The 25,220-nt window shown below is 66.1% G+C and carries 29 protein-coding genes; 13 read left to right on the top strand and 16 right to left on the bottom strand.

Annotated elements, in window-relative coordinates; genetic code table 11:
* Positions 1–8: 8 nt before the first annotated feature.
* The 5 genes from J6500_RS13105 to J6500_RS13085 form a co-directional block, all read right to left on the bottom strand.
* A complete protein-coding gene (locus J6500_RS13105) occupies positions 9–1,211 on the bottom strand; it encodes a vWA domain-containing protein (protein WP_225713125.1) in 1,203 nt (400 codons plus the stop codon).
* Positions 1,212–1,421: 210 nt separating this feature from the next.
* Positions 1,422–2,330 (bottom strand): AAA family ATPase, encoded by a 909-nt coding sequence (locus J6500_RS13100; RefSeq protein WP_225713124.1) that lies wholly within the window; start codon positions 2,328–2,330, stop codon positions 1,422–1,424.
* Between the two features lie 45 nt (positions 2,331–2,375).
* The gene (locus tag J6500_RS13095) at positions 2,376–3,182 is read right to left on the bottom strand and encodes an FAD binding domain-containing protein (protein ID WP_225713123.1); all 807 of its coding nucleotides are present in this window, start codon (positions 3,180–3,182) and stop codon (positions 2,376–2,378) included.
* A gap of 82 nt (positions 3,183–3,264) precedes the next feature.
* Complete coding sequence (locus tag J6500_RS13090; RefSeq protein ID WP_021077804.1) at positions 3,265–3,750, bottom strand: (2Fe-2S)-binding protein; 486 nt, start codon at positions 3,748–3,750, stop codon at positions 3,265–3,267.
* Positions 3,751–3,906: 156 nt separating this feature from the next.
* A complete protein-coding gene (locus J6500_RS13085) occupies positions 3,907–4,353 on the bottom strand; it encodes an SRPBCC family protein (RefSeq protein WP_225713122.1) in 447 nt (148 codons plus the stop codon).
* A 217-nt stretch (positions 4,354–4,570) separates the two neighbouring features.
* On the opposite strand from J6500_RS13085, the gene J6500_RS13080 reads away from it, so the two are divergent.
* From J6500_RS13080 to J6500_RS13070, 3 genes are all read left to right on the top strand, one after another.
* Positions 4,571–5,926: a 3-carboxy-cis,cis-muconate cycloisomerase gene (locus tag J6500_RS13080; RefSeq protein ID WP_225713121.1), complete on the top strand. Its 1,356-nt coding sequence runs from the start codon at positions 4,571–4,573 to the stop codon at positions 5,924–5,926.
* A 125-nt stretch (positions 5,927–6,051) separates the two neighbouring features.
* A complete protein-coding gene (gene pcaD, locus J6500_RS13075; protein WP_225713120.1) occupies positions 6,052–6,834 on the top strand; it encodes a 3-oxoadipate enol-lactonase in 783 nt (260 codons plus the stop codon).
* Between the two features lie 143 nt (positions 6,835–6,977).
* On the top strand, positions 6,978–7,370 hold the full coding sequence (locus tag J6500_RS13070) for a carboxymuconolactone decarboxylase family protein (RefSeq protein WP_225713119.1): 393 nt from the start codon (positions 6,978–6,980) through the stop codon (positions 7,368–7,370).
* Here the strand turns inward: J6500_RS13070 and J6500_RS13065 are convergent.
* The gene (locus tag J6500_RS13065; RefSeq protein WP_225713118.1) at positions 7,350–7,880 is read right to left on the bottom strand and encodes a hypothetical protein; all 531 of its coding nucleotides are present in this window, start codon (positions 7,878–7,880) and stop codon (positions 7,350–7,352) included. The genes J6500_RS13070 and J6500_RS13065 overlap by 21 nt on opposite strands.
* Before the next feature lie 223 nt (positions 7,881–8,103).
* Positions 8,104–8,268, bottom strand: coding sequence for a hypothetical protein (locus J6500_RS13060; RefSeq protein ID WP_225713117.1), 165 nt, complete (start codon positions 8,266–8,268; stop codon positions 8,104–8,106).
* Between the two features lie 277 nt (positions 8,269–8,545).
* Between J6500_RS13060 and J6500_RS13055 the strand changes: the two genes are divergently transcribed.
* The 6 genes from J6500_RS13055 to J6500_RS13030 all read left to right on the top strand — a co-directional run bounded on the left by J6500_RS13055 (position 8,546) and on the right by J6500_RS13030 (position 14,755).
* On the top strand, positions 8,546–9,463 hold the full coding sequence (locus tag J6500_RS13055; RefSeq protein WP_225713116.1) for an ABC transporter permease subunit: 918 nt from the start codon (positions 8,546–8,548) through the stop codon (positions 9,461–9,463).
* A gap of 11 nt (positions 9,464–9,474) precedes the next feature.
* On the top strand, positions 9,475–10,800 hold the full coding sequence (livM, locus tag J6500_RS13050; protein ID WP_225713115.1) for a high-affinity branched-chain amino acid ABC transporter permease LivM: 1,326 nt from the start codon (positions 9,475–9,477) through the stop codon (positions 10,798–10,800).
* Entirely contained in the window at positions 10,797–11,627 is an 831-nt protein-coding gene (locus J6500_RS13045; RefSeq protein ID WP_225713114.1) for an ABC transporter ATP-binding protein, read from the top strand. The genes livM and J6500_RS13045 overlap by 4 nt, the downstream gene beginning before the upstream one ends.
* Positions 11,624–12,370 carry an ABC transporter ATP-binding protein gene (locus tag J6500_RS13040; protein ID WP_225713113.1) on the top strand — a complete coding sequence of 249 codons (747 nt, stop codon included), beginning with the start codon at positions 11,624–11,626 and terminating at the stop codon, positions 12,368–12,370. The genes J6500_RS13045 and J6500_RS13040 overlap by 4 nt, the downstream gene beginning before the upstream one ends.
* A 152-nt stretch (positions 12,371–12,522) precedes the next feature.
* Positions 12,523–13,641, top strand: coding sequence for a branched-chain amino acid ABC transporter substrate-binding protein (locus J6500_RS13035; protein WP_225713112.1), 1,119 nt, complete (start codon positions 12,523–12,525; stop codon positions 13,639–13,641).
* 118 nt (positions 13,642–13,759) lie between these two features.
* Positions 13,760–14,755 (top strand): P1 family peptidase, encoded by a 996-nt coding sequence (locus J6500_RS13030; protein ID WP_225713111.1) that lies wholly within the window; start codon positions 13,760–13,762, stop codon positions 14,753–14,755.
* A gap of 254 nt (positions 14,756–15,009) precedes the next feature.
* Here the strand turns inward: J6500_RS13030 and J6500_RS13025 are convergent, their stop codons facing one another.
* The gene (locus tag J6500_RS13025; RefSeq protein ID WP_225713110.1) at positions 15,010–15,798 is read right to left on the bottom strand and encodes an EF-hand domain-containing protein; all 789 of its coding nucleotides are present in this window, start codon (positions 15,796–15,798) and stop codon (positions 15,010–15,012) included.
* A gap of 307 nt (positions 15,799–16,105) precedes the next feature.
* Here J6500_RS13025 and rpe point away from each other — a divergent pair, with 307 nt between their 5' ends.
* Both rpe and J6500_RS31980 read left to right on the top strand, forming a co-directional pair.
* Positions 16,106–16,807: a ribulose-phosphate 3-epimerase gene (rpe, locus tag J6500_RS13020; protein ID WP_225713109.1), complete on the top strand. Its 702-nt coding sequence runs from the start codon at positions 16,106–16,108 to the stop codon at positions 16,805–16,807.
* A 207-nt stretch (positions 16,808–17,014) separates the two neighbouring features.
* Complete coding sequence (locus J6500_RS31980; protein WP_283842914.1) at positions 17,015–17,149, top strand: hypothetical protein; 135 nt, start codon at positions 17,015–17,017, stop codon at positions 17,147–17,149.
* A gap of 27 nt (positions 17,150–17,176) precedes the next feature.
* On the opposite strand, the gene J6500_RS13015 is transcribed toward J6500_RS31980, so the two are convergent.
* From J6500_RS13015 to J6500_RS12985, 8 genes are all read right to left on the bottom strand, one after another.
* On the bottom strand, positions 17,177–18,643 hold the full coding sequence (locus J6500_RS13015; protein ID WP_225713108.1) for a serine/threonine protein kinase: 1,467 nt from the start codon (positions 18,641–18,643) through the stop codon (positions 17,177–17,179).
* Positions 18,644–18,649: 6 nt separating this feature from the next.
* A complete protein-coding gene (locus tag J6500_RS13010) occupies positions 18,650–19,390 on the bottom strand; it encodes a metallophosphoesterase family protein (RefSeq protein ID WP_225713276.1) in 741 nt (246 codons plus the stop codon).
* A 135-nt stretch (positions 19,391–19,525) separates the two neighbouring features.
* Positions 19,526–19,708 (bottom strand): hypothetical protein, encoded by a 183-nt coding sequence (locus tag J6500_RS13005; protein ID WP_225713107.1) that lies wholly within the window; start codon positions 19,706–19,708, stop codon positions 19,526–19,528.
* 511 nt (positions 19,709–20,219) lie between these two features.
* The gene (locus J6500_RS13000) at positions 20,220–20,813 is read right to left on the bottom strand and encodes a TetR/AcrR family transcriptional regulator (protein WP_225713106.1); all 594 of its coding nucleotides are present in this window, start codon (positions 20,811–20,813) and stop codon (positions 20,220–20,222) included.
* On the bottom strand, positions 20,810–20,944 hold the full coding sequence (locus tag J6500_RS31975; RefSeq protein WP_283842913.1) for a hypothetical protein: 135 nt from the start codon (positions 20,942–20,944) through the stop codon (positions 20,810–20,812). The genes J6500_RS13000 and J6500_RS31975 overlap by 4 nt, the downstream gene beginning before the upstream one ends.
* Positions 20,945–21,344: 400 nt before the next feature.
* Entirely contained in the window at positions 21,345–21,950 is a 606-nt protein-coding gene (locus J6500_RS12995) for a hypothetical protein (protein WP_225713105.1), read from the bottom strand.
* Positions 21,943–22,617 carry a hypothetical protein gene (locus J6500_RS12990; protein WP_225713104.1) on the bottom strand — a complete coding sequence of 225 codons (675 nt, stop codon included), beginning with the start codon at positions 22,615–22,617 and terminating at the stop codon, positions 21,943–21,945. The genes J6500_RS12995 and J6500_RS12990 overlap by 8 nt, the downstream gene beginning before the upstream one ends.
* Positions 22,614–23,393, bottom strand: a complete 780-nt coding sequence (locus J6500_RS12985) for a MotA/TolQ/ExbB proton channel family protein (RefSeq protein WP_225713103.1) — start codon at positions 23,391–23,393, stop codon at positions 22,614–22,616. Before J6500_RS12985 ends, J6500_RS12990 begins: the two co-directional genes overlap by 4 nt.
* A gap of 187 nt (positions 23,394–23,580) precedes the next feature.
* Between J6500_RS12985 and J6500_RS12980 the strand changes: the two genes are divergently transcribed.
* Positions 23,581–24,954, top strand: a complete 1,374-nt coding sequence (locus J6500_RS12980; RefSeq protein ID WP_225713102.1) for a histidine kinase — start codon at positions 23,581–23,583, stop codon at positions 24,952–24,954.
* A gap of 1 nt (position 24,955) precedes the next feature.
* Positions 24,956–25,220 (top strand): response regulator (locus J6500_RS12975; protein WP_225713101.1); only part of this gene is annotated, 265 nt, incomplete at its 3' end.

Below are 25,220 nucleotides of genomic sequence, written 5' to 3'. Positions count from 1 at the left end.
CACGTTCTTCAGGCTACGGAGCGGATCAGGCTGCGATGATGCGCCGGCGGCGGCGACGACAGCGCCCCGATCAATCCCTTGATGGAGGTCAAGTTATGCACCGGACGAAATTCGTCAACGTGGGGCAACATCATTTTGATCCCCTGCGCCTTGGCCTCGAAGCCGGAATAGCGCAGCAGCGGGTTGAGCCAGATCAGGCGGCGGCAGGAACGGTGCAACCGGTCCATCTCGAAGGCCAATTTTGCATCGGCTTCGCGTTCTAGTCCATCGGATATAAGGAGCACGATCGCCCCCTGCCCGAGCACCCGGCGGGCCCAGAGCTGGTTGAAGGTATGCAGCGAGGTCGCGATCCGCGTCCCTCCCGCCCAGTCCTCGACCGAGGACGAGCAGCTCGCCAGCGCCTCGTCGGGGTCGCGCTGTCGTAATGCGCGCGTCACATTGGTCAGGCGGGTGCCGAACAGGAACACCGAGACCCGCTTGCGATAATCGGTGATGGCATGCAGGAAATGCAGGAATAGGCGGGTGTATTCGCTCATCGAGCCCGAGATATCGAGCAGCGCCACGATCGGCGCCGGCTTCTCGATCCGGCCGAGCTTGCGGATGTCGATGATCTCGCCGCCGGTGCGCAGCGAGTTGCGCATGGTACGGCGCATGTCGAGGCGCAGGCCGCGCGGATCGGGCTGGTGGCGGCGGGTCGTGAGCTCGGCCTGCGGCAGCCGCATCTTCGCAATCTCCCGGACGACCTCGGCGATCTCGGCCGCGGTCATCTGCGCAAAGTCCTTCCTCTGCAGCACCTCCTTGTCGGAGACCGAGAGCTTCAGCTCCTGCTCCTGGGCCTGCGGCCGCTCCTCGCGCGTCGCCGGCTGCGCCAGCGCCTCCTGGACCCGGCGCGAGGCCGGCGGCGGCTTCTTCCTGGCGTGGTCGGGCAGCGGCACCGAATCCAGCATGCTCTTCCACTCCTCGGCCGCGCGGAAGAACAGGTCGAAGGCCTGGCGGAAGATCAGCGCGTGCTCGTGGCGCTTGACGAAGATCGCTTCCAGCGTGGCGTAGAAATCGCCGCGGTCGCCGACCTCGATCAGCTGCAGCGCGTTGAGCGCGTCGATCACCGAGCCCGGCCCGACGGGAAGCCCGGCCGCGCGCAGCGCGCGGGCAAAGCCGATGACGTTGTCGGCCATGTGGCCCGTGGGGGGATTGAGATGGTTGATGGCCATCAGACGCGGACTCTCTCCATCTCGTCATTCCGGGGCGCGCGCAGCGCGAGCCCGGAATCCATTTCTCAGCAGCAACGCGGCCTGATGGATTCCGGGCTCGCGCCATCCAAGTGGCTGTAGCCGACTTGGACACTTTAAACTGCCGAACTCGGGTAAACCCGAGTTCGGATGGCGCGCCCCGGAATGACGAACGTTGCTATGACGCGCGACCTAAACGTCGCTCGTCGCTTCCTTCAATGTCTTCGCCAGCGCATCGCCCTGCATGCGCGCGATGTCGTCCTGATACTTGAGCAGCGCGCCCAGCGTGTCGCCGACCACCTGCGGCGTCAGCGAGCGGGCATCGAGCTCGGACAGCGCGGTGGCCCAGTCGATGGTCTCGGCGACTCCCGGCGATTTGTAGAAATCCTGGTTGCGCAGCGCCTGCACGAAACGGACGACCTGCTGCGACAGTTTTGCGGAGATGTTCGGCACCCGCGACTTGACGATCGCGAGCTCGCGCTCGGAGGTGGGATAGTCCACCCAGTGATAGAGGCAGCGCCGCTTCAGCGCGTCGTGGATCTCGCGGGTGCGGTTCGAAGTGATGATCACGATCGGCGGCGCCGGTGCCTTGACGGTGCCGAGCTCGGGGATGGTGACCTGGAAGTCGCTGAGGATTTCCAAAAGATACGCCTCGAACGCCTCGTCGGCGCGGTCGAGTTCGTCGATCAGGAGCACCGGGGGACCGGCGACGTCGGGCTCGAGTGCCTGCAGCAGCGGCCGCTTGATCAGGAAGCGCTCGGCGAAGATGTCGCTGGCAAGCTGGTCGCGGTCGGTATCGCCGGAGGCTTCCGCGAGGCGGATGGCGATCATCTGCGCCGCGCTGCTCCATTCATAGACCGCGGAGGCGACGTCGAGGCCTTCATAGCATTGCAGGCGGATCAGCTTGCGCCCTAGCGCTGCCGACAAAACCTTGGCGATCTCGGTCTTGCCGACGCCGGCCTCGCCTTCCAGGAACAGCGGCCGCCCCATCCGCAGCGCGAGATAGGTCACTGTGGCAAGCGAGCGCTCGGCGAGATAGCCGCGCGGGGTCAACAGCTCCAGGAGCGCATCGACGGAAGTGGGTAGCGCCGACGCACTCATGGAACCGCCAGTCTTCGAGGGGAAAGCAACATCACGCCTTGGTATCTAGTCCTTGGCGGTCGCGGCTTCCACCGCCCGGCGCGCCAAAACGCCGATCAGGTGCGCGCGGTACTCGGCACTGCCATGCAAATCGCTGTTGAGGCCTTCGGCCGGAACGGTCATGCCGTCGAGCACCTTGTGGGAGAAGCGCTTCTTCAGGGCCTCCTCGAACGATGTGACACGGAAAACGCCGTTGGAGCCCGCCCCCGTCACTGCGACACGGACGTCCGAGGGACGCTTGGCGACGAACACGCCGACCAGCGCGTAGCGCGAGGCCTGGTTGCGGAATTTCACATACGCCGCCTTCTTCGGCAGCGGGAACATCACCTTGGTGATGATCTCGTCGGCCTCCAGCGCGGTCGAGAACAGGCCCTGGAAAAATTCCTCGGCCTTCAGGCGGCGCTTGTTGGTGACGATGGTGGCACCGAGCGCCAGCACCGCGGCCGGGTAGTCGGCGGTCGGATCGTTGTTGGCGAGCGAGCCGCCGATGGTGCCGCGGTGGCGCACGGCGGGATCGCCGATCTGGCCGGCGAGTTCGGCCAGCGCCGGAATCGCCTCGCCGACGACGGCGGAGTTGGCGACGTCAGCATGTTTGGCGGTGGCGCCGATCACCAGCGAGCGGCCCTTCATCTCGATCGTGTCGAGACCTTCGATGTGGGAGAGATCGACCAGATGCGGCGGGCTGGCCAGCCGCTGCTTCATGACGGGCACCAGCGTGTGGCCGCCGGCGATGAGCTTGGCGTCCTCGTTCTTCACCAGGAGGTTGGCCGCTTGCCGCACGGTGCCGGGGCGATGATATTTGAATTCGTACATTGGAATGTCCTGATCGCGGTCGCGATGTTTATTGGAGCATGATCTATTCGGAAAACCGCTTCACAATTTTCCGGATCATGCTTTAGGCGAGGTCAGATTTGGCCATCGCCTTGGCGCCGGCCGCGATCGAGGCGACGATGTTCTGGTAGCCGGTGCAACGGCAGAGGTTGCCCTCCAGCTCTTCGCGGATCACCTCGTCGGAGAGATCGTGCCCCTTGCGGTGCACCAGGTCGACCGCGGTCATGATCATGCCGGGCGTGCAGAAGCCGCACTGCAGGCCGTGATGCTCGCGGAAAGCCTCCTGCATCGGATGCAGCGGCGCGCCATCGGCCGCCAACCCCTCGATGGTCTTGACCTCATGACCGTCGGCCATCACCGCGAGCGTGGTGCAGGACTTCACCGCCTTGCCGTCGAGGTGCACGACGCAGGCGCCGCACTGCGAGGTGTCGCAGCCGACATGCGTGCCCGTCAGGCGCAGGTTTTCGCGCAGAAACTGGACCAGAAGGGTACGGGGGTCGACGTTCGCGTTCACGGGGTTGCCGTTCACGATCATAGAAATCTTGGCCATCAGCACTCTCTTATCTGCGCCGCCGCATATCGGCGAAGCAGGCGGTTTAAAATCATTCCAGACGGCATAATATGGGCGGGCCCCCGGATGGGCAACCTTTCGAGCCACTCATCCAGGGCATGGCCGGACAGGCCCGATCCGGCTTGTCGGCAGGGCTTAACCCTGCACTGCCTTGGCGAAATTTGCAAAGAATTCGTCGGCCAGCTTCTTTGCAGCACCGTTGATCAGACGCTGGCCGAGCTGGGCAAGCTTGCCGCCGATCTGCGCCTCGACATTGTAGCTCAGGAGCGTGCCGCCATCCTTGTCGGCCAGCGCCACGGTGGCGCCGCCCTTGGCGAAGCCGGCGACCCCGCCCTCGCCTTCGCCCGAGATCTTGTAGCCATTGGGCGGATCGAGATCGCTCAATGTGACCTTGCCCTTGAAGCGGGCAGAGACCGGGCCAACCTTCATTTTCGCCGTGGCGCGGAAGCCGTTGTCTTCGGTCCTCTCCAGCTCCTCGCAGCCGGGGATGCAGGCCTTCAACACTTCGGGATCGTTGAGCTTGTCCCACACGGCCTGGCGCGACGCCGCAAGCTGGACTTCGCCGGTCATCGTCATCGCCATGGGGCATCTCCTCGATCGCCAGGAACGGTTTGTTTCCAACTAAAGCAGCCCGCGCCCAAAGAAAAGGGCACCTTGGGAGGATGAGCGATGCATATTCGCAACTGCAGCAAGGCCTCCGTGCCATTCACGAATTCGGCAATCCTCTTGCGGTTGAAAATGCCGCCAAGGCCCCGGCAGGCATTGGCACGAGCGCGCCGGAATGGTTAGGTCGCCGGCGATGAGCACAGCCCTCTCCCCCCTGCTTGCGCCGATGCTGTCGAGCGCCGCGATGCGCACCGCCTGCGACGATACGGCCTATCTGCAAGCCATGCTGGATTTCGAGGCCGCATTGGCCCGCGCGGAGGTCGCCTGCGGCGTGATTCCCGCCGCGGCCGCGAGCCCGATCAACGCCGCGTGCAGGGCCGAATCATTCGATCGCACCCCGCTGGCGGACGCCGCAACGCGCTCCGGCAATCTGGCGATCCCCCTGGTCAAGGCGCTGACTGCCAACGTGGCAAAGGCGGACGCAGAGGCGGCGCGCTATGTGCATTGGGGCGCGACCAGCCAGGACGTCATCGACACCGCAACCATGCTGACGCTGCGTGCCGGCATCGACGCGCTGCTCGCCGATCTCGATCGCGCCGTCCCGGGCTTTGCCGGTCTCGCCCGGAGCCACCGCGACACCGCCATGGTGGCACGCACCTGGCTCCAGCACGCGCTGCCGATGCCGTTCGGCCTCAAGCTCGCCGAATATGCCGCCGCGCTGCACCGCTCCCGTAAGCGCTTGCGGCGGCTGCGCCGCGAGACGCTGGCCCTGCAATTCGGCGGTGCCGCCGGCACGCTGGCCGCGCTCGGCGACAAGGGACTTGCGGTCGCCGAGCAGCTCGCGCGCGAGCTGGACCTGCCGCTTCCCGAGGCGCCCTGGCACACCCATCGCGACCGCATCGCGGAGGCCGCCTCGGTGTTCGCGATCACAGCCGGCAGCTGCGGCAAGATTGCGCGCGACATCTCGCTGATGATGCAGACCGATGTCGGCGAAGCCTTCGAGCCCGCCGGCGCCGGCCGCGGCGGCTCCTCCACCATGCCGCACAAGCGCAATCCGGTGGCCGCCGCAAGCGCGCTCGGGGCAGCGACCATGGCGCCGAACCTTGCCGCGACGATCTTTTCCGCGCAGGTGCAGGACCACGAGCGCAGCGCCGGTCCCTGGCATGCGGAATGGCCGACCTTGCCGAGCCTGATGCTGGTGACGTCAGGCGCGGTTGCGGCGATCGTCGATCTCGCCGAAGGGCTCGAGGTCGATGCCGCGCGGATGCGCGCCAATCTGGAGTCCACCGGCGGGCTGATCATGGCCGAGGCGGTCGCCTTCGCGCTCGCCGAAAAGGTCGGCAAGAGCGACGCGCATCATCTGGTCGAGGCGGCCAGCAAGCGGGCGGTTGCCGAGAAGAAGCATCTGCGCGACGTGCTGCGTGCGGACGCCAAGGTGACCGCGCAGCTTGACGCAGACGCGATCGCAAAACTGTTCGAGCCGATGGCCTATCAGGGCGCCTCGCAGGCGCTGATCGACCGCCTGCTCGCCTCGATGGACGACAAATAGCGGGATGTCGTTGCCGGGCTTGACCCGGCGATCCATCGCCGCAAGATTCATTCCGGATGGATGCGCGGATACCGTGCGGAAGACGCGCTTCGCGCTTCAGCCCGCGCAGGACGAGGACAGCAACGATGCCAATGATCGACGCCGACGGATGCCTGCTCAACGTCCAGGTCGACGGCCGCGACGGCGGACCGACCTTGATGCTGTCGAACTCGCTCGGCTGCACCTTGCAGATGTGGGAGCCGCAGATGCGGGCGCTGACGCAGGTGTTCCGCGTCATCCGCTACGACCGCCGCGGCCACGGCAAATCGGGCGTGGCGCCCGGCCCCTACTCGATGGAGCGGTTCGGCCGCGACGCGCTCGCGATCCTCGACGACCTCAACATCGAGAAGGTGCATTGGTGCGGCCTATCGATGGGCGGCATGGTGGGGCAATGGCTCGGCGCCAACGCGCCCGAACGGTTCGGCAAGATCATCCTTGCCAACACGGCCTGCTACTATCCCGACCCGACCAACTGGCTGAACCGCATCAAGGCGGTCAAGGACGGCGGCATCGCCGCCGTCGCCGATGCCGTGATCGCCGGCTGGCTGACCGCCGATTTCCGCGAGCGCGAGCCGCAGACCACGGCCAATATGAAGGCGATGCTGCTGGCCTCGCCGGTCGAAGGCTACCTCGCGTGCTGCGAGGCGCTGTCGACGCTCGACCAGCGCGCGTTGCTGCCCAGGATCAAGAGCCCGACGCTGGTGATCGCCGGGAGGCAGGACATGGCAACACCGGTATCGGCGGCTGAGATGATCCGCAGCGGCGTTCCCGGCGCCAGCATGACGCTGCTCGATGCCGCGCACATCTCCAACGTCGAGCAGCCGCACGCCTTCACCGAAGCCGTGGTCGGCTTCCTGACGCAACGTTAGTCCCGCAACCAACAGCGCCGTAGCCCGGATGGAGCGAAGCGAAATCCGGGACTCATCTGGCGGCGGACGCAGAAACCCGGATTGCGCTACGCTCCATCCGGGCTACGAATTCATCGCTCGCGACGACGAGGAGGCAGACATCCATGGACGACAAGCAACGCCGCGACGACGGTATGACGCAGCGCCGCAAGGTGCTCGGCAATGATTGGGTCGACAAGTCGCTCAAGAACCGCAACGCCTTCAACACCGATTTCCAGGACCTGATCACGCGCTATGCGTGGGGCGATATCTGGACCCGGCCGCATTTCGATCACCGCACGCGGCGGGTGCTGGTGATCGGCACCATGGTCGCGCTCGGGCAGTGGGACGAATTCCGACTGCATGTGCGGGCGGCGCTCGCCGAGGGCGGCTTCACGCCCGACGATATCAAGGAGATCCTGCTGCAGCAGGCGATCTATTGCGGCGTGCCGGCGGCCAATCACGCCGTCAAGGAAGCCAATGCGATCATATCGGAGCTAGGGCTGCTGAAGGGATAGTTCGCCAACCGGCGGCGCCGCGGCGTCGGCTGCTGCGGGTGCCTCAGCGGCGCGCTTCGGCGCGGTATCGACCAGCATCACGATCGCGGTGCCGAGCAGCATCAGGAGCTCGGCCGCATGCATGCGCAGCGCCTCGATCTCGCCGGTCTTCGAGGCCAGCAGCATGCTGCCAAAACTGAGCACGCTGCCAAGGCACAGCGCCACCGCCAGCGCCTCGTCGGAGCCGCCGTTCTTGCGCATCGACGGGAAAGCAAGCAGCGCAAGGAAGGCCGCGAAGAACGCCACCACGGTGATGCGCGCCAGCGCCAGCATCCAGGCGAGCCGCACCGTCGACATCTTGGCGAGCTGCAGATGATCGCTGGCATACAGCGCGATCGACACGCTCGGCCGCTCGAACAGCCCATGGATCGGCGAGATCATGATGCTGAGGGCAATGATGGTCCAGACCGGGATGAAATACGCCGCTAGCAGCGCGCCGTTCAATGAGCTGATCCGCCAGTTGCTGGACATGTCGCTTCCCGTGCTTGCGCGGCCCGTTTTGCGGGCAGCGGTTTGAGGCGCGAGCTAACGCCGTTCAACTGGGCGCGGCAATTTAAACCCTTTGTTTACCTTAATCGGGCCGGGGATTTCTGGGGATTGCTCGGGCACCGTGCCAAAACGAGGCAAACAGCAAAAAGGAAAGGCCCCGCCATGCGGCGAGACCTTTCCTTGCTACTCGTGCTCACTCCTTGAACTATCGATCCAGATCGGCGTCCCGATTCTGGCCCGGCTCCATCTGGCCGGGCTTCTGCCCGCCCTGCTGCTGGCCGGGCTTCGGGCTGCCGCCCTGCTGCTGCTGACCGGGCTTCTGAGACGGGTTCTGGCCCTGCTGCCCCGGGCTCTGATTTTGCCTGCTCACTCGAAATCTCCCTTGCTTGATGGAAGTCTCAAGATAACGCACGCAACAGCAGCAGAGTGCCCCGGGGAACAAGGGTTCCGGCGTGATCATTGCAAGGCGGGCTGATGTCCGCCCTGTGACATCGGAACCGCACCCGCCAAACTAGTTATGTACAAGCCCTTTCCACCGCGGCCCGCGCTGTTGCCGCCGCCGGGGTTCCGCTGTTAGAAAATGAAACGACGCGGGGAAAACGGCTGCCGGGGGCCCTCGCCGCGTCACCCTCGAACGACGGCAGCGCATGGATTATTTCGCCCAGCAACTGATCAACGGCCTCGTGCTCGGTTCGATCTACGGCCTGATCGCGATCGGCTACACGATGGTCTACGGCATCGTCGGCATGATCAACTTCGCCCATGGCGACATTTTCATGATCGGCGGCTTCATCGCGCTGATCTCGTTCCTGGTGCTGGTGTCGTTCGGCCTCACCGCCGTTCCGGTGATCCTGCTGATCGTGCTCTTGGTCTCGATGGCGATCACCGCACTCTATGGCTGGACCATCGAGCGGATCGCCTATCGTCCGCTGCGGCATTCGTTCCGCCTCGCGCCGATGCTGTCGGCGATCGGCATGTCGTTCGTGCTGACCAACTTCTCCCAGGTGTCGCAGGGCGCGCGGGTGAAGCCGGTGCCGCCGATCATCACCGGCGGCTACACCCTGCACGAGGGGGCGGCGGGCTTCGCCGTACAGCTCTCCAACATCCAGATCGTGGTCGTGCTCACCACCATCGTGCTGCTCGCCGTGTTCACCTGGATCGTGTCGCGCACAAGGCTCGGCCGCGACATGCGCGCCTGCGAGCAGGACCAGACCATGGCCGCGCTGCTCGGCGTCGACGTCGACCGCACCATCTCGATGACCTTCGTGATCGGCGCCGCGCTCGCGGCCGTTGCCGGCATGATGTACCTTTTGTATTACGGCCTGGTCGACTTCTTCATGGGCTTCGTCGCCGGCATCAAGGCGTTCACCGCCGCCGTGCTCGGCGGCATCGGCTCGCTGCCCGGCGCGATGCTCGGCGGGCTTGCGATCGGCCTGATCGAGACGTTCTGGTCGGCCTATTTCTCGGTCGAGTACAAGGACGTCGCCGCGTTCTCGATCCTGATCGTGGTGCTGATCTTCATGCCGACCGGCCTGCTCGGCCGTCCCGAAGTCGAAAAAGTCTGACGGACGCCCTCGTGAGCGCAACATCCGCCCGCCCCTCGCCCGCTCCACCAACGTCGGGCGCCGCCTTCATCTTCAAGAAAGCCCTGATCAGCGCCGGCGTCGCGCTGGTGCTGTTCTCGCTGATGATCGGCGTGCGCACCGAGGCCGGCCCGCAGGGCGGCCTGATCTACTGGACACGGTTCGGCGACCTCGCCGTGCTGGTCGCCACCGTGTTTGGCGGCAGCATCATCGTCGAATTGCTGCGGCAATGGTGGGGACCGGTCGACAGCGACCGGTTCGTGCCGAAGCCCGTGCAGACCGCGATGGCGTTTGCGGGGCGCTGGCTGGCGCCGGCGCTGCTGGTGTTCGCGTTCCTGATTCCCGTGATCTTCTACAATCAGCGCTACATTCTCGACCTGTCGATCCTGGTCCTGACCTATGTGATGCTGGGCTGGGGCCTGAACGTCGTGGTCGGCCTCGCCGGCCTGCTCGATCTCGGCTATGTCGCCTTCTACGCGGTCGGCGCCTATTCCTACGCGCTCCTCGCCACCAATTTCGGACTGTCGTTCTGGGTCTGCCTGCCGCTCGCGGGCATCCTAGCGGCGTTCTGGGGCGTGCTGCTCGGCTTCCCGGTGCTGCGGCTGCGCGGCGACTATCTGGCGATCGTGACGCTCGCCTTCGGCGAGATCATCCGCCTCGTCATCATCAACTGGCAGAGCCTGACTGGCGGCCCCAACGGGGTGTCCGGCATCCCGCGCCCGACCTTGTTCGGCATCCCCCTCGACAACAGCGATGACGGGCTTGCGGCGAAACTCGGCATCGACTTCTCGCCGACTCACCGCATCATCTTCCTGTTCTACCTGATCCTGGCGCTGGCGCTGATCACCAACTGGGTGACGATCCGGCTGCGGCGGCTGCCGATCGGCCGCGCCTGGGAGGCGCTGCGCGAGGACGAGGTGGCCTGCCGCGCGCTCGGCATCAACGTCACCACGACCAAGCTGACGGCGTTCGCCACCGGCGCGATGTTCGGCGGCTTCGCCGGCGCGTTCTTCGCGACACGGCAGGGCTTCATCAGCCCGGAATCCTTCACCTTCCAGGAATCGGCCCTGGTGCTGGCGATCGTCGTGCTCGGCGGCATGGGCTCGCAGCTCGGCGTCGCGCTGGCGGCGCTGACCATGATCGGCGGCTTCGAATTGTTCCGCGGCCTCGATCAATACCGCATGCTGGTGTTCGGCATGGCCATGGTGCTGCTGATGATCTGGCGGCCGCGCGGCCTGATCGGCCATCGCGCGCCGACCGTGTTCCTGGAGCGCAACCAGGCGATCTCATCCGACCTCGTCAAGGAGGGCCACGGATGAGCGACGACCACATCCTGTCCGTCGACCGCCTGATGATGCGCTTCGGCGGCATCGTCGCGGTCAACAGCCTGTCCTTCACCGCCGAGCGGCGCAAGATCACGGCGCTGATCGGCCCGAACGGCGCCGGCAAGACCACCGTCTTCAACTGCATCACCGGTTTCTATCGGCCGAGCGGCGGCGCGCTGCGCCTCGTCCACGATGATGGCCGCGCCTTCCAGCTCGAACGGCTCGGCGATTTCCGCATCTCCAAGCTGGCGAAGGTCGCGCGCACCTTCCAGAACATCCGGCTATTTCCTGGCATGACGGCGCTGGAGAACCTGATGGTCGCCCAGCACAATGCGCTGATGCGCGCCTCGGGCCTGACCTTCCTCGGCCTGATCGGCGCGCCGGCCTGGCGCCAGGCCGAAGAGCGCGCGATCGATCTGGCGCGGACCTGGCTCGACCGCGTCGGCCTGCTGCTGCGCGCCGACGATGCCGCCGGCAATCTGCCCTATGGCGACCAGCGGCGGCTCGAGATCGCGCGTGCGATGTGCACCGAGCCGGCGCTGCTCTGCCTCGACGAGCCGGCCGCCGGGCTGAACGCGCGCGAGAGCGGCGGGCTCAATGAGCTGTTGCTGTCGATCCGCGATCTCGGCACCTCGATCCTCCTGATCGAGCACGACATGTCGGTGGTGATGGAAATCTCCGACCACGTCGTGGTGATGGACTACGGCGTCAAGATCGCCGAAGGCGCGCCGCAGGCCGTTCGCGACGACCCCAAGGTGATCGCCGCCTATCTCGGCGCCGACGAGGAAGAAGCGATCGCCGTGATGGAGAGCGGCACGTGACCGCGGCCTCCACCACTCCCCTGCTCGCGGTGCGCGGGCTACGCGCGGCCTACGGCAAGATCGAGGCGCTCAAAGGCATCGACATCGAGATCAACGCCGGCGAGATCGTGGCGCTGATCGGAGCCAACGGCGCCGGCAAGTCGACGCTGATGATGACGATCTTCGGCAAGCCGCGCGCCCGCGCCGGCCGGATCGAGTTCGACGGCCACGATATCACCGGCGTGCCGACGCATGAGATCGCACGGCTGCGGATCGCGCAGTCGCCCGAGGGACGGCGGATCTTCCCGCGCATGAGCGTGGCGGAGAACCTGCAGATGGGCGCTGATGCGACCGACTGCAGCGAGGCCGAGCGCGCCGCGGGACTGGAGCGGGTCTACGCCCTGTTCCCGCGCCTGAAGGAACGCATCGCGCAGCGCGGCGGCACGCTGTCCGGCGGCGAGCAGCAGATGCTGGCGATCGGCCGCGCCCTGATGAGCCGGCCGCGCCTGTTGATGCTCGACGAGCCCTCGCTCGGCCTGGCGCCGCTGATCGCGCGGCAGATCTTTGACGCCATCCGCACGCTGAACCGGCAGGACGGCCTCACCGTGCTGATCGTCGAGCAGAATGCCAACCATGCGCTGAAGCTCGCCCACCGCGGCTATGTCATGGTCAACGGCCTGATCACGCTGGCCGGAACCGGCGCCGAATTGCTGCAGCGCCCCGAAATCCGCGCCGCCTATCTGGAAGGCGGCCGCCGCGGCTAAAGCGCCCCTGCAACAACATGCTGCAGGCGCAGCGCGGTTTTGCCTGAAAATTGCCGGTGACTTCGCCGAAAAATCGGCCGACAATACCCGTGGTTAGAAGGTCCGGGGCGCCCGGACCTCCGGCAAGAGGCAACGACCACGAGGGACGTCTCATGAAATCATTGAAGCTCATCGGCCTGGCATTGGGCGCTTCGTTCGCATTGTCGGCGAGCGCGTTCGCGCAAGACATCACCATCGCAGTGGCAGGCCCGATGACGGGCTCCGAATCCGCGTTCGGCCGGCAGATGAAGAACGGCGCCGAGCAGGCGGTCGCCGACATTAATGCCGCCGGCGGCGTGCTCGGCAAGAAGCTCGCGCTCGAGACCGATGACGATGCTTGCGATCCGAAGCAGGCGCGCTCGATCGCCGAGAAGATCTCCGCCTCGAAGATCCCGTTCGTGGCCGGCCACTTCTGCTCGTCGTCCTCGATCCCCGCGTCGGAAGCCTACGCCGACGGCAACGTGCTGCAGATCACGCCGGCCTCGACCAACCCGCTGTTCACCGAGCGCAAGCTCTGGAACGTGGCGCGCGTCTGCGGCCGCGACGACCAGCAGGGCATCGTCGCCGCCGAGTTCATCATGAAGAACTACAAGGGCAAGAACGTCGCGATCCTCAACGACAAGACCACCTACGGCAAGGGCCTCGCCGACGAGACCAAGAAGGCGCTGAACAAGGCCGGCTTCCAGGAGAAGATGTTCGAGTCGTACAACAAGGGTGACAAGGACTTCAATTCGATCGTCTCGCGCCTGAAGCGCGACAACATCGATCTCGTCTATGTTGGCGGCTACCATCAGGAAGCCGGCCTGATCCTGCGCCAGATGCGCGACCAGGGCCTGCAGACCGTGCTGATGGCGGGCGATGCCATGAACGACAAGGAGTTCGCCTCGATCACCGGTCCGGCCGCCGAAGGCACACTGTTCACCTTCGGCCCCGACCCGCGCAACAAGCCGACCGCCAAGGCGATCGTCGAGAAGTTCAAAGCCAAGAACATCGATCCCGAGGGCTACACGCTCTACACCTACGCCGCCATGCAGGTGTGGACCCAGGCCGTCGCAAAAACTGGCTCCACCGACGCCAAGAAGGTGATGGCCACCATCAAGGGCGGCGAGTGGGACACCGTGCTCGGCAAGCTCGCCTTCGACGCCAAGGGCGACATCAAGGTGATCGACTACGTCGTCTACAAGTGGGACGCCAAGGGCAACTACACCGAGATCAACCCGAAGGGGTCTTGAGACCTCTCGCTCTCACCTCAGCCAGAACACACGCAAACGCCCCGGTCAGCCGGGGCGTTTTTCTTTGCCATCGCGGCTGCTATATCGAAGTGATTGGATACAGCGCGCGGAGCGCCTCTTGAAAAACCTCCTCACCGACATTGCCGGCGTCAGCGTCGGCCATGCCGACGACGCCGCGATCGCCTCGGGCGTCACCGCGATCCTGTTCGACAAGCCGGCGGTGGCGTCGATCGACGTCCGCGGCGGCGGTCCGGGCATCCGCGAGGATTCGCTGCTGACGCCGCACAATGTGGTCGAGGCGATCGACGCGATCACGCTGTCCGGCGGCTCCGCGCTCGGGCTCGACGCCGCTGGCGGCGTGCAGGCCTGGCTTGCCGAGCGCGGCCGCGGCTTTCGCATCCGCGACGCGGTGGTGCCGATCGTGCCCGGCGCGATCTGCTTCGACCTGCTCAACGGCGGCAACAAGGCGTGGGGCCGCTTTCCGCCCTATCGCGACCTCGGCTACGCGGCGGCGGACGCCGCCGCGGGCGATTTCCGCCTCGGCAGCGTCGGCGCCGGCATGGGCGCGACCACGGCCAACCTGAAAGGCGGCCTCGGCTCCGCGTCGGCAAGGACAGACGATGGCGTGACAGTCGCGGCGCTGGCGGTGGTCAACGCGGTCGGCGCCGTTACGGTCGGCAGGGGTCCGTGGTTCTGGGCCGCGCCGTTCGAGGTGGGCGCCGAATTCGGCGGGCGCGGCCTGCCGCCATCGTTCACACCGGACATGCTGGCGATGCGGCTGAAGGGCGGCGCGGAGGCGACCGCGGCGGAGAACACCACGCTGGTCGTAGTCGTCACCGATGCGCAGCTGACGAAACCGCAGGCCAAGCGTCTTGCAATGATCGCGCAGACCGGCATGGCGCGTGCGATCTATCCGGTGCACGCCCCGCTCGACGGCGATGTGGTGTTCGCTGCGGCGACCGGCGCCAAACCGGTCGAGCCGCTGTTCGGCCTGACCAAACTCGGCGCGCTCGCCGCCAACACGGTGGCGCGCGCGATTGCGCGCGGGGTGTATGCAGCGACGGCATTGCCCTTCCCCGGCGCGCTGCCGAGCTGGCAGGACAAGTTCGGGTAGACGATCGTGAATTCGGATCGAGCTAACGGGCGACGGAGGTGCGCCCCCTCGCCCCGCTCTTGCGGGGTCGAGACGAGCGAAGCTCGCTCTTAGAGGGTTGGAGCGAGGGGCCAGCACCGCCTCAACGGTGATAACCGAACTCGCGGAGACTCCCCCTCACCCGGAGCGCATCTGGCGATGCGTTCCGGCCTCTCCCCGCAAGCGGGGCGAGGCGAAGCAAGGCCGCCTGCTCGCCTCAATGCAAATTGCTTCCGCTACGCGCTGACCGACAGCTGCGCCGAGGCCTGCGCGGAGATCGCCTGCGACTGGCGCTGGATCAGCTGCTCGATGAAATTGTACGACGAGGTCGCGTTGCTGTTGGCCGAAGACGCCGCCGGCGTCGTCATCGACACCTTGGAGCCGTCGGCATAGGTCGTCGTGGACGTAGTCGAGCCGTCGCTGTTGGTCACCGAGGTCGAGGTGGCGCCGTCCAGCGCCTGCGTCAGCGGATCGGAGCCGGGGCTGCTGCCGGAGCCATCTGCCGATCCGCTTGTCATGTGATGGTGATGATGGCCGCCCCCCTTGTGGCCGTCCAGCGCCTGCGACATCTCGTCGAGGCTGACGCTGCCGTCGCCATTGGCGTCGAGCTTGCCGAACACGTCGTCGGCCTGCGCGACATTGGTGCCGCCGGCGCCGAGCGCGCTCTCGAATTCGGATTGGGTGATCTTCCCATCACCATCGGCGTCGATCTGCGAGAACAGATCCTTCAGTGCGTCCGAGCGGCTGGTCGGGGCCGTGCCGGTCGAGCCTGATGTCTGCGACTGGCTTTGCGCAGCGAGCAGCGCGCTCATCGTCTCCGGCGAGATCTGCGCGCCGCCGCTGCCCGACCCGACGCTGGAGCTGATGCCGGTGCTGGCCGAACTCGACGTCGCCGCCGACGGATCGAACAGGCCGGTCCCCTGGGTAACGCCGGTCTTCTGCATCGCCGCCGATGACGGCTTCGACGACATCAGCGAACTCAGGAGATCGATCGCCGACGAGGCGGCGCCGAGGGCAAACAACATTGGCAATACTCCAGACAACGCCGCGCACAGCGGCTCGAACCCGCGCCGGTTCCCGCGCGCATGATCTGCTCAGGCGCGACGACCGGCCTTCCACCCTTCCGGACACGGTCGAGCAAGCGTCATGCCACGCAGGAAACCCAATAAAACCGGGCCTTCCTGCAGCATCGCCGGTTCAGCGCACCCGGCAAGAGCTGCCGCTGCGGCAGATTTTTCCGCCCGCGACGTCTTGCTCACCGCATTGCCCGGCACGCATCTGCATGTTAGGCGGAACCACCCGTCGCTCCCGCAAGACTTTCGGAACAGCGCTATGAGTCAGCCATTCACCCCACGTCCCCTCGTCATCGCTCCGTCGATCCTGGCGTCGGATTTCTCAAAGCTCGGCGAGGAGGTCCGCGCCGTCGACCAGGCCGGTGCCGACTGGATTCATCTCGACGTGATGGACGGGCATTTTGTTCCCAACATCTCGTACGGCCCCGACGTCATCAAGGCGATGCGGCCGCACACCAGGAAGATCTTCGACGCGCATCTGATGATCTCGCCCTGCGATCCCTATCTCGAGGCCTTCGCCAAGGCCGGCTGCGACCACATCACGGTGCACGCCGAGGCCGGGCCGCATCTGCACCGCTCGTTGCAGGCGATCCGCGCCCTCGGCAAGAAGGCCGGCGTCTCGATCAATCCGGCAACGCCGGCGAGCGCGATCGAATACGTGCTCGATCTGATTGATCTCGTGCTCGTCATGTCGGTCAATCCCGGCTTCGGCGGCCAGGCCTTCATCCGCTCGGCGATCGGCAAGGTCAGTGACGTCAGGGCGATGACGGCCGGCCGTCCGATCGACATCGAAGTCGATGGCGGTGTCGCGCCCGACGTCGCCGGCGAGCTCGCCGCGGCTGGGGCCAACGCCTTCGTCGCCGGCTCGGCGGTATTCAAGGGCGGAACGCTGGACGCCTACAAGACCAACATCTCCGCGATCCGCAACGCGGCGGCACAGGCGCGCGGAGAGGCAATCTGATCGTCATGCGATGACAAGTGTGCGCGCCGTGCCTGCAAGTGCGGCGCACACCTTGCTGCTGCTTTGCCACATGCACAACATTTTTTGCTGCTGCTTTGCCACATGCACAACATTTTTGCGGGGCCGCTGCGTCATCGGGGCTTCACAGACTCATCCATTCCGATGCACAAATCTCCCCAAGAAATAGATCTTGGGGAGGCACGCATCATGACACTGATCGCTGTCTGCACTGCCATCGCTTTATGGTTTGGGCTGAATGCCGCCGTCGTCGTGCGGCGCTGCTATGTCACGCGGCAGCCCGTGCGCGTGCGCGTCAACTACATCCTTCCGCGCCGGGCCTGATCACGGCGGACCGCGAGGAACCGACGATCAGAACATTCCCGGCGGCGCGACGTCTGACGCACCTTGTTCCGCCGTTCCCTTACTCTCGCCCTGCACCGTCAGCCGTGACGGCCGCACCACGGTCACCGTGCACGGCGCTTCGGACGCGACCTGGGCGGAGACGCTGCCGAGCAGCGCGCGCATCATCGAATTCTGCCGCGCGCCGATGATGATGTGATCGACCAGATTGACCGCAGCGAATTCCAGCAGCGCTGCCGCCGGATCGATCGCCTCCAGCACATGCACGGTCAGCCTGTTGTCCTCGAGCCGGAACGGCCGCGCCCAATGCTGGAGCGCGACTAGACGGTCGACATGCTTGTTCTGGCCCTGCTCGTCGAGGGTGCGATCGATCGCCAGCCGATTCAGCTTCAACACGTTGACGCAGGCGAGCCGCGCCGAGGGCGAGGTCGACAGCACGCGCTCTGCGGTGACGCGAATGGCCTCGTCCAGCACAGCGGAACCTTCGGCGATGTCGAGCGCGACCATGACGATCGGGCTCGACGCGAGCTGGGCCGCGACGTCGGATTTCGGCTGCGGCTGCACTGCGCCGAGATTGAAGCGGCGGTGCCAGACCGTGCCGATGGAATCGCGCTTGATCCGCTGCGACCGCGCGGTGAGCTTGACCTGTTCCGGGTGCGCAAGATCAAAGGCAAGCTGCGCTGCGGTCGGATAGCGCGCACCGGGGTCGATCTCCAGGCAGCGCAGCACGATCTCCTGCAGCCAGGGCGGATAGTCGTCCCTGAGGCTGCGCGGCGGATAGGGATCGCGCCACAGCCGCCGGCGCATCCCGCGCAAGGTCTCGGTCTCGCCGAACGGCCGCACGCCCGTCGTGAAGAAATACAGCAGCACCCCGAGCGAAAACAGATCGCTCCGCGGGTCGTCGCGCACCCCGAGCAGGCGTTCCGGCGCCATATAGGGCGCGGTGCCGAACGGCAGACGGAACTCCTCCTGCAGCAGGTCCGGCAGATGCTCGTGATGCGAGAGACCGAAATCGATCAGCACCGCCTCGCTGCGCTCGCGAAACATGATGCTGCTCGGCTTGATGTCGTGATGGATGACGTTCTGCCGGTGCAGGCTGGTGAGCGCGGCCGCGATCTTGCCGGCGATCGCCCTCGCCTCCTCATACGGCAGCGGCAACTCGCCGATCCGCTTGTAGAGCGTCTGCCCGGGAATGCGCTCCATCACGACATACGCTTGCCGCTCGAAGTCGCCGGTGCCGAAGCACGCCGGCACGTGCGGCCCCGACAGCCGCGGCAGGATCATCTGCTCCATCTCGAAGCTGACGATCGCCGCCGAATCCTCGCCTTCGGACAACAGCGGCACTTTCATCAGCAGCGGAACGTTGATGCCGGGATGCGTGACGGTCCACAGCGTCGCCATGCCGCCGCGATGCACCTGCTCGCCGATGGTGAAGCCGTCGATCACCGCGCCTGGCTGCATCTTGAGCGCGGCCATCTGAAGTCACCTGCCGATGAACAGGCGATCGGCGAGCCAGTGCGGCAGGCCGTTCGCCCTGATCCGCGCCGCCGCGGTCTGGATATCGTAGGGCACGCGGACATAGGTGATCTCGCGGCTCACCGTGTCGAACATCGCAAACGACGCGGCCGGATCGCCGTCGCGCGGCTGGCCGACCGAGCCGAGCACCGCGAGCCAGCGCCGCCCGGTCAAGAGTTGCACGGCGACGCCCGAGGTCGGGACGAAGCGGGTCATCTTCGCGGCCGAGGACATCGAATAGAGGCCGGGCTGGTGGATATGGCCGCAGAACGTGATTTGGAGCTCGGTTGCCAGCATGCTGCGCGCGGCATCGGCGGTGTCGCGGACATAGCGCCACTTCGCCGGGTCCGACGCCTCGGAATGCACGTAGAGGCGGTTATCCTCCTCCCGCTGCAGCGGCAGGCCGGTCAGGAAGGCACGCTGCCCGGCGCTGAGCCGGCCGCGCGTCCAGTCGACCGCGGCCCGCGCCTCGTCGTTCATGCCATCGCTCGGCGTGCCGATCGCATGGTCATGATTGCCGCGCACAGCGATCGCGCCATCGGCGACGAGACCCATCACCGTGTCGACCGCCCATTCCGGATCGGCGCCATAGCCGACGATGTCGCCGAGACAAACCAGCCGCTCGGCGCCGCGCGCCCGCGCGGCTTCGAGGCAGGCGGCGAAGGCCTGCCGGTTGGCGTGAATGTCCGCAAAGAGGGCGAGCCGCATCTTCGTCCGGCGGTGGTTGAGCGCGAGGAACCAGACCGATCCCCCACCGGCATCAAGCACGCGCGGCCCCCTGCCCGCAATTGCGCCAAGGGCGGCATCCAGCGAATTGATGGACGGACAAGAGCGTCGGCGAGGCTAGTCGGAGCCCAGCATCGCCGCAGTGGGAGACGCCGCACGGGGTCCCTCCGTCGCCTGGGGCAACACGGCGGCGGCCACAAGGTGAAGGATCAGGACCGCGACCGCGAAGATGGCGAGCAGGCCGACATTGCCTCCGGGCGGAACCGACGGTGGACGCCGTGCAGGCAGTTTCTTCGCCATGAATGCCATCGTCGACCTCTCAGCCGTGTTCGGCGTCGGCTGAATGCGGGTCAGGGAACAGGTGGCGATGTCGCCTGATGACACGTTGCGCCTCGCGGCGTCGCGAATCGTGCAGAGCCTGCAGAACAAGCTGGAAGAGCGCGCCCAGCCTCGATGAAACAATGCCTGACGGAGGTGCAGTCGCTGCTATCTTCTCGATCGGCAATGATGCGTGTCTCATCGTCGAAACTCCGCGGTCAAAATACGTGCGCAAGATGCGACGACACGCGCGGCCTGTCCTCATCCCAATGGGTGAGAACGAAATTACGCAGACGCTCGCGGCACGCGGAACCTCGTCGTGCCAATCGGGAATCCACTTGCCGGCAAACGGGATTTGGCGCGCCGCCGCGGTTTTTGTGCGTCCCCGCCTCGACGTCTCGCGCCGATCACAAGATTGAGAGCAAGTTTGAGAGAATGAGAAGCGGTTGCCGGATCGTCCGCGAGTTCCACTCGGCGGACCGAAGACCAGCAGCTACGACTTGCAGGCCCGCAGGCCCTTCAGCAGCAGGGCGATCAGCGCGTCGATCCGCGACGGGCATTCGGGCTTGGCCCATTCCTCGGCATGCGCCGGGTGATGGTAGCGCACGGTGGCATCGAACACGGCACGCGCCGTCGCCTTGATATCGTCGATCTCGAACACGCCCTGCGCGACACCGTCGGACAGGATCTTCGCGACTAGGTCGCACTGCTTGTTCTTGTAGGCCTCCACCACCTCGCGGGCCTCCTGCGCCAGCGCGAGATAGGTCGCGAACATCTCGGGATCGTCGCAGACCTTCTTCTGCTTGATCGCGAACATGGTGCGCAGCCACTGCTCCAGCCGCTCCGGCGCGGGGCCGTCGGCGGCCGCAAGCTTGCACAGCGGCTCATTGGCGCGGTCGAGCCAGCGCTTGGCGACCGCGTCGCGCAACGAGGCCTTGCTGGGGAAATGGCGGTAGACGCTGCCGTGGCTGACATCCAGCGCACGGGCAACGTCGACAACGGTGGCCTTGGCGAGCCCGAAGCGCCGCAAAACATCCTCGGTCGTTTCGAGGATCCGCTCGGGTGTCAACGCCACCGCCTCGTTCATGCGTTCACCGTCTGGTTCTCGCTGTCCTGCCCGCGGGAAAATTTGGCGGCCTGGGCGGCCAAATGGCGAGCGACGCGAAGATTGAGCCACTGTTGAATCTGGGCGGGCAATTGAAAGATTTCTATGGTCATGGAGGCAGTTCCTTCGAGGTAATCAAATCAGTCCGGCGCCCCGGCCGATCGCCGGAACAGCCGCTTGGGCAGCCCTCCTCCCTTAGAGCTGTAGAGTATATACATCGTCCCGCTGACAGATTTCAATATCTGTCAGGCAATATTTTGTGAGAGGTGCACTCCAAGGGGGGCGGAGGGACCCGCCCTGGGTTGGGACCATGGTCTGAATTGGGCTCAGGAATCGAAAGGGGCCGCTTCACGCAGCGGCCCCTTTGCCGGGAAAATGCCTTGGGGATGAAATCTAGCCCCGGTTAGCCATCAGATTACACCCGGTCGGCGGCCGAATGGGATTCCGGATGATTACTGTCCATCCCGCTGACTGATTATAGGCAATCCCTATTTCTCTGCCATTCCCGCGTCGCTACTGCTGCGCGTCCTTGGGCGGCATCCGGGGCGGTGGCAGCGGGGTGAAAACCGATGCCGCGCCCGGCTGCGGAGGCAGGAAGATGCCCGTCGTCGAGTCGCCGCCGCTGGTCTCGAGGATCGTCTTCGGCGTGATGTACTCCCGGACGAAATCCATGATGGTGCCGTCGCCGCCGCCGAAGTCGGCGGCCCGGCCGCCCTGCGCGTGGCCGGCCTTGATCTCGTTGTCCGCTGCGTGGGCCTGCTCGGCCAGCGCATCGCTGTAGGGAATCCGGAAGGCGCGCGGGACGGCGCTCGGCCGGTTGTCCTCATCGAGCTCCTCGACCCACAGATAGATCGCCCCGGGATCGCCCGCCAGCGAATGCGGCTCGACGATCCGCGTATGCAGCAGCTTGAAGTTCGCCGGCAGCCGGTCCGTCGAGGCCCAGCCGAGCAACCCGCGCATGCCGCCGAAGCTGACGACATAGAACACGCTGGTCACGACGATCGCCAGCGCCTTCAGCGACCAGTGCAGCCGCGCATAGACCAGCACGATCAGCAGCAGCGCGCCGATCACCGCATAGGCGACCGCAAGCGTGAAGATCATCGACTGAAAGCTAGTCACGGCGCAGCACCCTCACCCCGGTCTTCGGATCGATGTCGGCGCCGTTGCGCCAGGGCCCGCGGAATGTCTCCAGCAGCGACTTCGGCCGCTGGTCGACATTGATCACCTTGCCCTCGGCGTCCAGCCGAAACCGCACCGCGGTCTTCTCGTCGCCGGTGTGATCCAGGGTGAGCTTGTTGTCGAAGATCACCTGCGCCACCGGATTGAGCTTCTGCACCTTGATGCTGGCCTCGACCGGCTGACCGGTCGTCGCCACGAAATGCGAGATGTTGACGGTGTATTCGCCGGGGACGATGCCGCGCACGGTGACGATCTCCTCGCGGATCGGCGAGGCGATCTTCTTGCCGTTGACGACGATGAAGTCGTTGGCACCCCCGCGGTCGTCACGGTCGAGTGTCAGGAAGCCGGCCTCGCGGTGCCGGTACCAGGCGATGTTGCCGGCGGGGTCCTGCACGAACAGGTCGAGATCGTCGGGGTGGTTGTCCGGCCAGTCCATCGTGATGATGAACTCCGCCTTGGATTCGATCTTGCCGTCCTTCGAGTCCGGCGACACTGCGAGCAGCGCCAGGAAGAACAGGAAGGCGATCACCTGCAGCGCCTTGAACAGCATGACGCCGAGTGGATCGAACGGCTCCTCGCGCGGATAGAGGCCGAACTCGTCCATCATTGCCGCGTTCCAGGCGACGTTCCAACTCCGCGCTCCAGCGCCGGCGTGACATGCGTCTCGGTCAGCACGACCGTGTCAGAAAATACCTTCTGGGTCGCGGCATCCAGCATGTAGTACTGGATGCGGACCAGGATCGATCCGATCAGCCCGGCCAGCGTCGTGTACATCGCGACCGCCATACCGTCGCTCATCAGCCCCATCGAGGATTTCATCGCGACCTTGTCCGCGGCATCGAGGGTCGCGATCGGTGCCAGCATGATGATGAAGCCGATGATGGTGCCGAGCAGGCCGAGCTTCATCAGCGTGTCGGAGACGAAGGTGCCGAAGCCGTTGGAGCCGCGCAGGCGGTCGGCCAGCGTGCGCAGCAGCAGCGTCTGGTCGACCGGGCCCTTGGCCTGCGCGGCGGCCTTCTGCACCAGGCTCCTGATGTGATCGGTGACGAGCCCGCTCGGCAGGCCGCGCGCATCGGCGGCCAGCGCCCTGGGGCCGTCAGGCGCGGCGAGGATTGCGCGGCAGCCGCGCGCAACCTCGCCTTCCCGCGCGATTGCCCGCGTCCGCCAGAAGCAGTGCACGCAGGTGACGACGTAGAGCGCCGCGATGACGCTGGAAATGTAGGTGCGGTCGGACGTCACCATGAGGCGGATCAGCCCGTAGCGCCAGAGCAGGAATGCGGCGAAGATCGAAAGCCCCGTGAAGATCATCCAGAGCAGCAAGACCCGACGTTCCCCCGCGTCCCCGGGCGCCGATGCCGTCGCGGCGCCGACCTTGGCATCCATGTTGCGTTTGCTCCCTGTGGCGACTTGTTCCGTAAAGACATCAGACCAGAGGCGCCTGCCCCCGTCCAATTACATCTGCCCAGATTTCGTCGGGCAAATTTCCCGATCTGCATGGCACGGCGTGCTTCCAATTGGCCCGGAACCGCGATGCTGTTACGCTCGTCCACTCGCAAGTGGAGTGGATCGCATGCGCCTCGTGCTTCAACTGGTCGCCCGTCTGCTCGTCATCGTCGCACTGTGCCTCGGCGCCGCCACCGTCTGGGCTACGGTCGATGCCTATCGCAGCGTCGATCGTGCGACCGAAGCGTCCGCCGAACGCGTCTCGCAGGCGCTCGAAGCGCTGTACTGGCGCGAATTGCTGCTGCGCAGCAACCGCATGCGCGAGCAATTGCTGCCCGCGCCCGATTGGCGCACCATCGAGACCATGGGCCTGATCGCGCCCGGGATCTGCGTGCAGTTCGAGCCGGCAGGCGCGTTCGAGAAGCCGCTGTGCGGCCAGAACAAGGGGATCGGCAAGGCGCCGCCGCGCTGGTTCGCCGCCGCGGTCGAGACGCTGCTCGGCCGTCACGCCAGCGTCGAACGGCCGATCAGCGCCCGCGCCGCGACCGCTGGAACCATCCGTGCCGTATCAGATCCGGACGCCGCGATCGCGCTGGCCTGGCAGCATATCCTCGACAACATCCACGTCGCACTGCTGATGGCGCTCGCCATCGCGCTGCTCGCCTCGCTCGCGATCGCGCACACGCTGGCGCCGGCACGCTCGATCGTATCGGCGCTGCGGCGGATGGCCGACGGCGATTACCGGACGCCGCTGCCGCGCTTCCGCTCGATGGACCTCGCAATGATCGGCCAGGCCGTCAGCGACCTCGGCGACCGCCTCGCGCAGGCCGAGGAGGAGCGCGCCGTGCTGACGCGGCGCCTGCTCGAAATCCGCAGTGACGAACGCCGCGCGCTCGCCCGCGAGCTGCACGACGAGTTCGGCCAGAACCTCACCGCGATCCTCGCCTTCGCCAATACGATCGAGGCCGGTGCGCCGCGCGACCATGCCGGCAAGAACGAGATCGCGCAGGATGCGCGGATGATCTCGCAGGCGACGCGCCGCATCATGGCCTGCCTGCGCGACACGCTGAACCGGCTGCGCCATCCACCGGCCGAGGAGCTTGGACTCGAAGCCAGCCTGGTCGACCTCGTCGACAGCTGGCGCTCCCGCGCGGCGACGCAACCGCTGATCCAGCTCGATCTGCAGGGCGATCTCGCCGATATCAGCGGCACGGTGGCCGCCACCGCCTATCGCGTCGCGCAGGAATGCCTGACCAATGCGCTGCGCCACAGCGGTGCGCGCGAGATCGTGCTGCGGATCGAGCGGCGGACCGGCGCGGAGAATGCGCTGCTCGTCCGCGTCGAGGACGATGGCGGCGGTGATGCGGTGCAGGTGGCGCAGTCGGCAGGTTTTGGCCTCACCGGCGTCAGCGAGCGCGTCACCGCGCTCGGCGGCTCGCTGCAGATCGCCCGCGCGCGCCGCGGCCTGTCCGTCGCCGCGACCATTCCGCTCGCCGCCTGAGATGACTGCCCGCAAGACTGCCGGCATCGCAATTCTCCTGGTCGACGATCATCCCGTCGTCCGCCAGGGCTACCGGCGCGTGCTCGAGCATCAGGACGATTTTCGCGTCGTCGCCGAGGCCGACAACGCCGCCAATGCCTATCGCGCCTTCAAGTCGCACGCGCCTGACGTGGTGGTGATGGACATCTCGATGCCGGGTGCGAGCGGGCTGGAAGCGATCCGCAACATCCGCGCGCGCAATGCCGATGCCCGCATTCTCGCCTTCA

The sequence above is a fragment of the Bradyrhizobium semiaridum genome, assembly GCF_020329505.1.
Classification (GTDB): Bacteria; Pseudomonadota; Alphaproteobacteria; order Rhizobiales; family Xanthobacteraceae; genus Bradyrhizobium; species Bradyrhizobium semiaridum.
The sequence above is the reverse complement of the archived record's forward strand: the minus strand, read 5'-3'. Positions and strand labels throughout refer to the sequence as shown.

Bases quoted from the DNA above. Each gene is read 5' to 3' on its own strand.
- J6500_RS13105 (WP_225713125.1), bottom strand. From the start codon at position 1,211: ATGGCCATCAACCATCTCAATCCCCCCACGGGCCACATGGCCGACAAC.
- J6500_RS13100 (WP_225713124.1), bottom strand. From the start codon at position 2,330: ATGAGTGCGTCGGCGCTACCCACTTCCGTCGATGCGCTCCTGGAGCTG.
- J6500_RS13095 (WP_225713123.1), bottom strand. From the start codon at position 3,182: ATGTACGAATTCAAATATCATCGCCCCGGCACCGTGCGGCAAGCGGCC.
- J6500_RS13090 (WP_021077804.1), bottom strand. From the start codon at position 3,750: ATGGCCAAGATTTCTATGATCGTGAACGGCAACCCCGTGAACGCGAAC.
- J6500_RS13085 (WP_225713122.1), bottom strand. From the start codon at position 4,353: ATGGCGATGACGATGACCGGCGAAGTCCAGCTTGCGGCGTCGCGCCAG.
- J6500_RS13080 (WP_225713121.1), top strand. From the start codon at position 4,571: ATGAGCACAGCCCTCTCCCCCCTGCTTGCGCCGATGCTGTCGAGCGCC.
- pcaD (WP_225713120.1), top strand. From the start codon at position 6,052: ATGCCAATGATCGACGCCGACGGATGCCTGCTCAACGTCCAGGTCGAC.
- J6500_RS13070 (WP_225713119.1), top strand. From the start codon at position 6,978: ATGGACGACAAGCAACGCCGCGACGACGGTATGACGCAGCGCCGCAAG.
- J6500_RS13065 (WP_225713118.1), bottom strand. From the start codon at position 7,880: ATGTCCAGCAACTGGCGGATCAGCTCATTGAACGGCGCGCTGCTAGCG.
- J6500_RS13055 (WP_225713116.1), top strand. From the start codon at position 8,546: ATGGATTATTTCGCCCAGCAACTGATCAACGGCCTCGTGCTCGGTTCG.
- J6500_RS13045 (WP_225713114.1), top strand. From the start codon at position 10,797: ATGAGCGACGACCACATCCTGTCCGTCGACCGCCTGATGATGCGCTTC.
- J6500_RS13035 (WP_225713112.1), top strand. From the start codon at position 12,523: ATGAAATCATTGAAGCTCATCGGCCTGGCATTGGGCGCTTCGTTCGCA.
- J6500_RS13025 (WP_225713110.1), bottom strand. From the start codon at position 15,798: ATGTTGTTTGCCCTCGGCGCCGCCTCGTCGGCGATCGATCTCCTGAGT.
- rpe (WP_225713109.1), top strand. From the start codon at position 16,106: ATGAGTCAGCCATTCACCCCACGTCCCCTCGTCATCGCTCCGTCGATC.
- J6500_RS31980 (WP_283842914.1), top strand. From the start codon at position 17,015: ATGACACTGATCGCTGTCTGCACTGCCATCGCTTTATGGTTTGGGCTG.
- J6500_RS13015 (WP_225713108.1), bottom strand. From the start codon at position 18,643: ATGGCCGCGCTCAAGATGCAGCCAGGCGCGGTGATCGACGGCTTCACC.
- J6500_RS13010 (WP_225713276.1), bottom strand. From the start codon at position 19,390: ATGCGGCTCGCCCTCTTTGCGGACATTCACGCCAACCGGCAGGCCTTC.
- J6500_RS13005 (WP_225713107.1), bottom strand. From the start codon at position 19,708: ATGGCGAAGAAACTGCCTGCACGGCGTCCACCGTCGGTTCCGCCCGGA.
- J6500_RS13000 (WP_225713106.1), bottom strand. From the start codon at position 20,813: ATGAACGAGGCGGTGGCGTTGACACCCGAGCGGATCCTCGAAACGACC.
- J6500_RS31975 (WP_283842913.1), bottom strand. From the start codon at position 20,944: ATGACCATAGAAATCTTTCAATTGCCCGCCCAGATTCAACAGTGGCTC.
- J6500_RS12990 (WP_225713104.1), bottom strand. From the start codon at position 22,617: ATGATGGACGAGTTCGGCCTCTATCCGCGCGAGGAGCCGTTCGATCCA.
- J6500_RS12985 (WP_225713103.1), bottom strand. From the start codon at position 23,393: ATGGATGCCAAGGTCGGCGCCGCGACGGCATCGGCGCCCGGGGACGCG.
- J6500_RS12980 (WP_225713102.1), top strand. From the start codon at position 23,581: ATGCGCCTCGTGCTTCAACTGGTCGCCCGTCTGCTCGTCATCGTCGCA.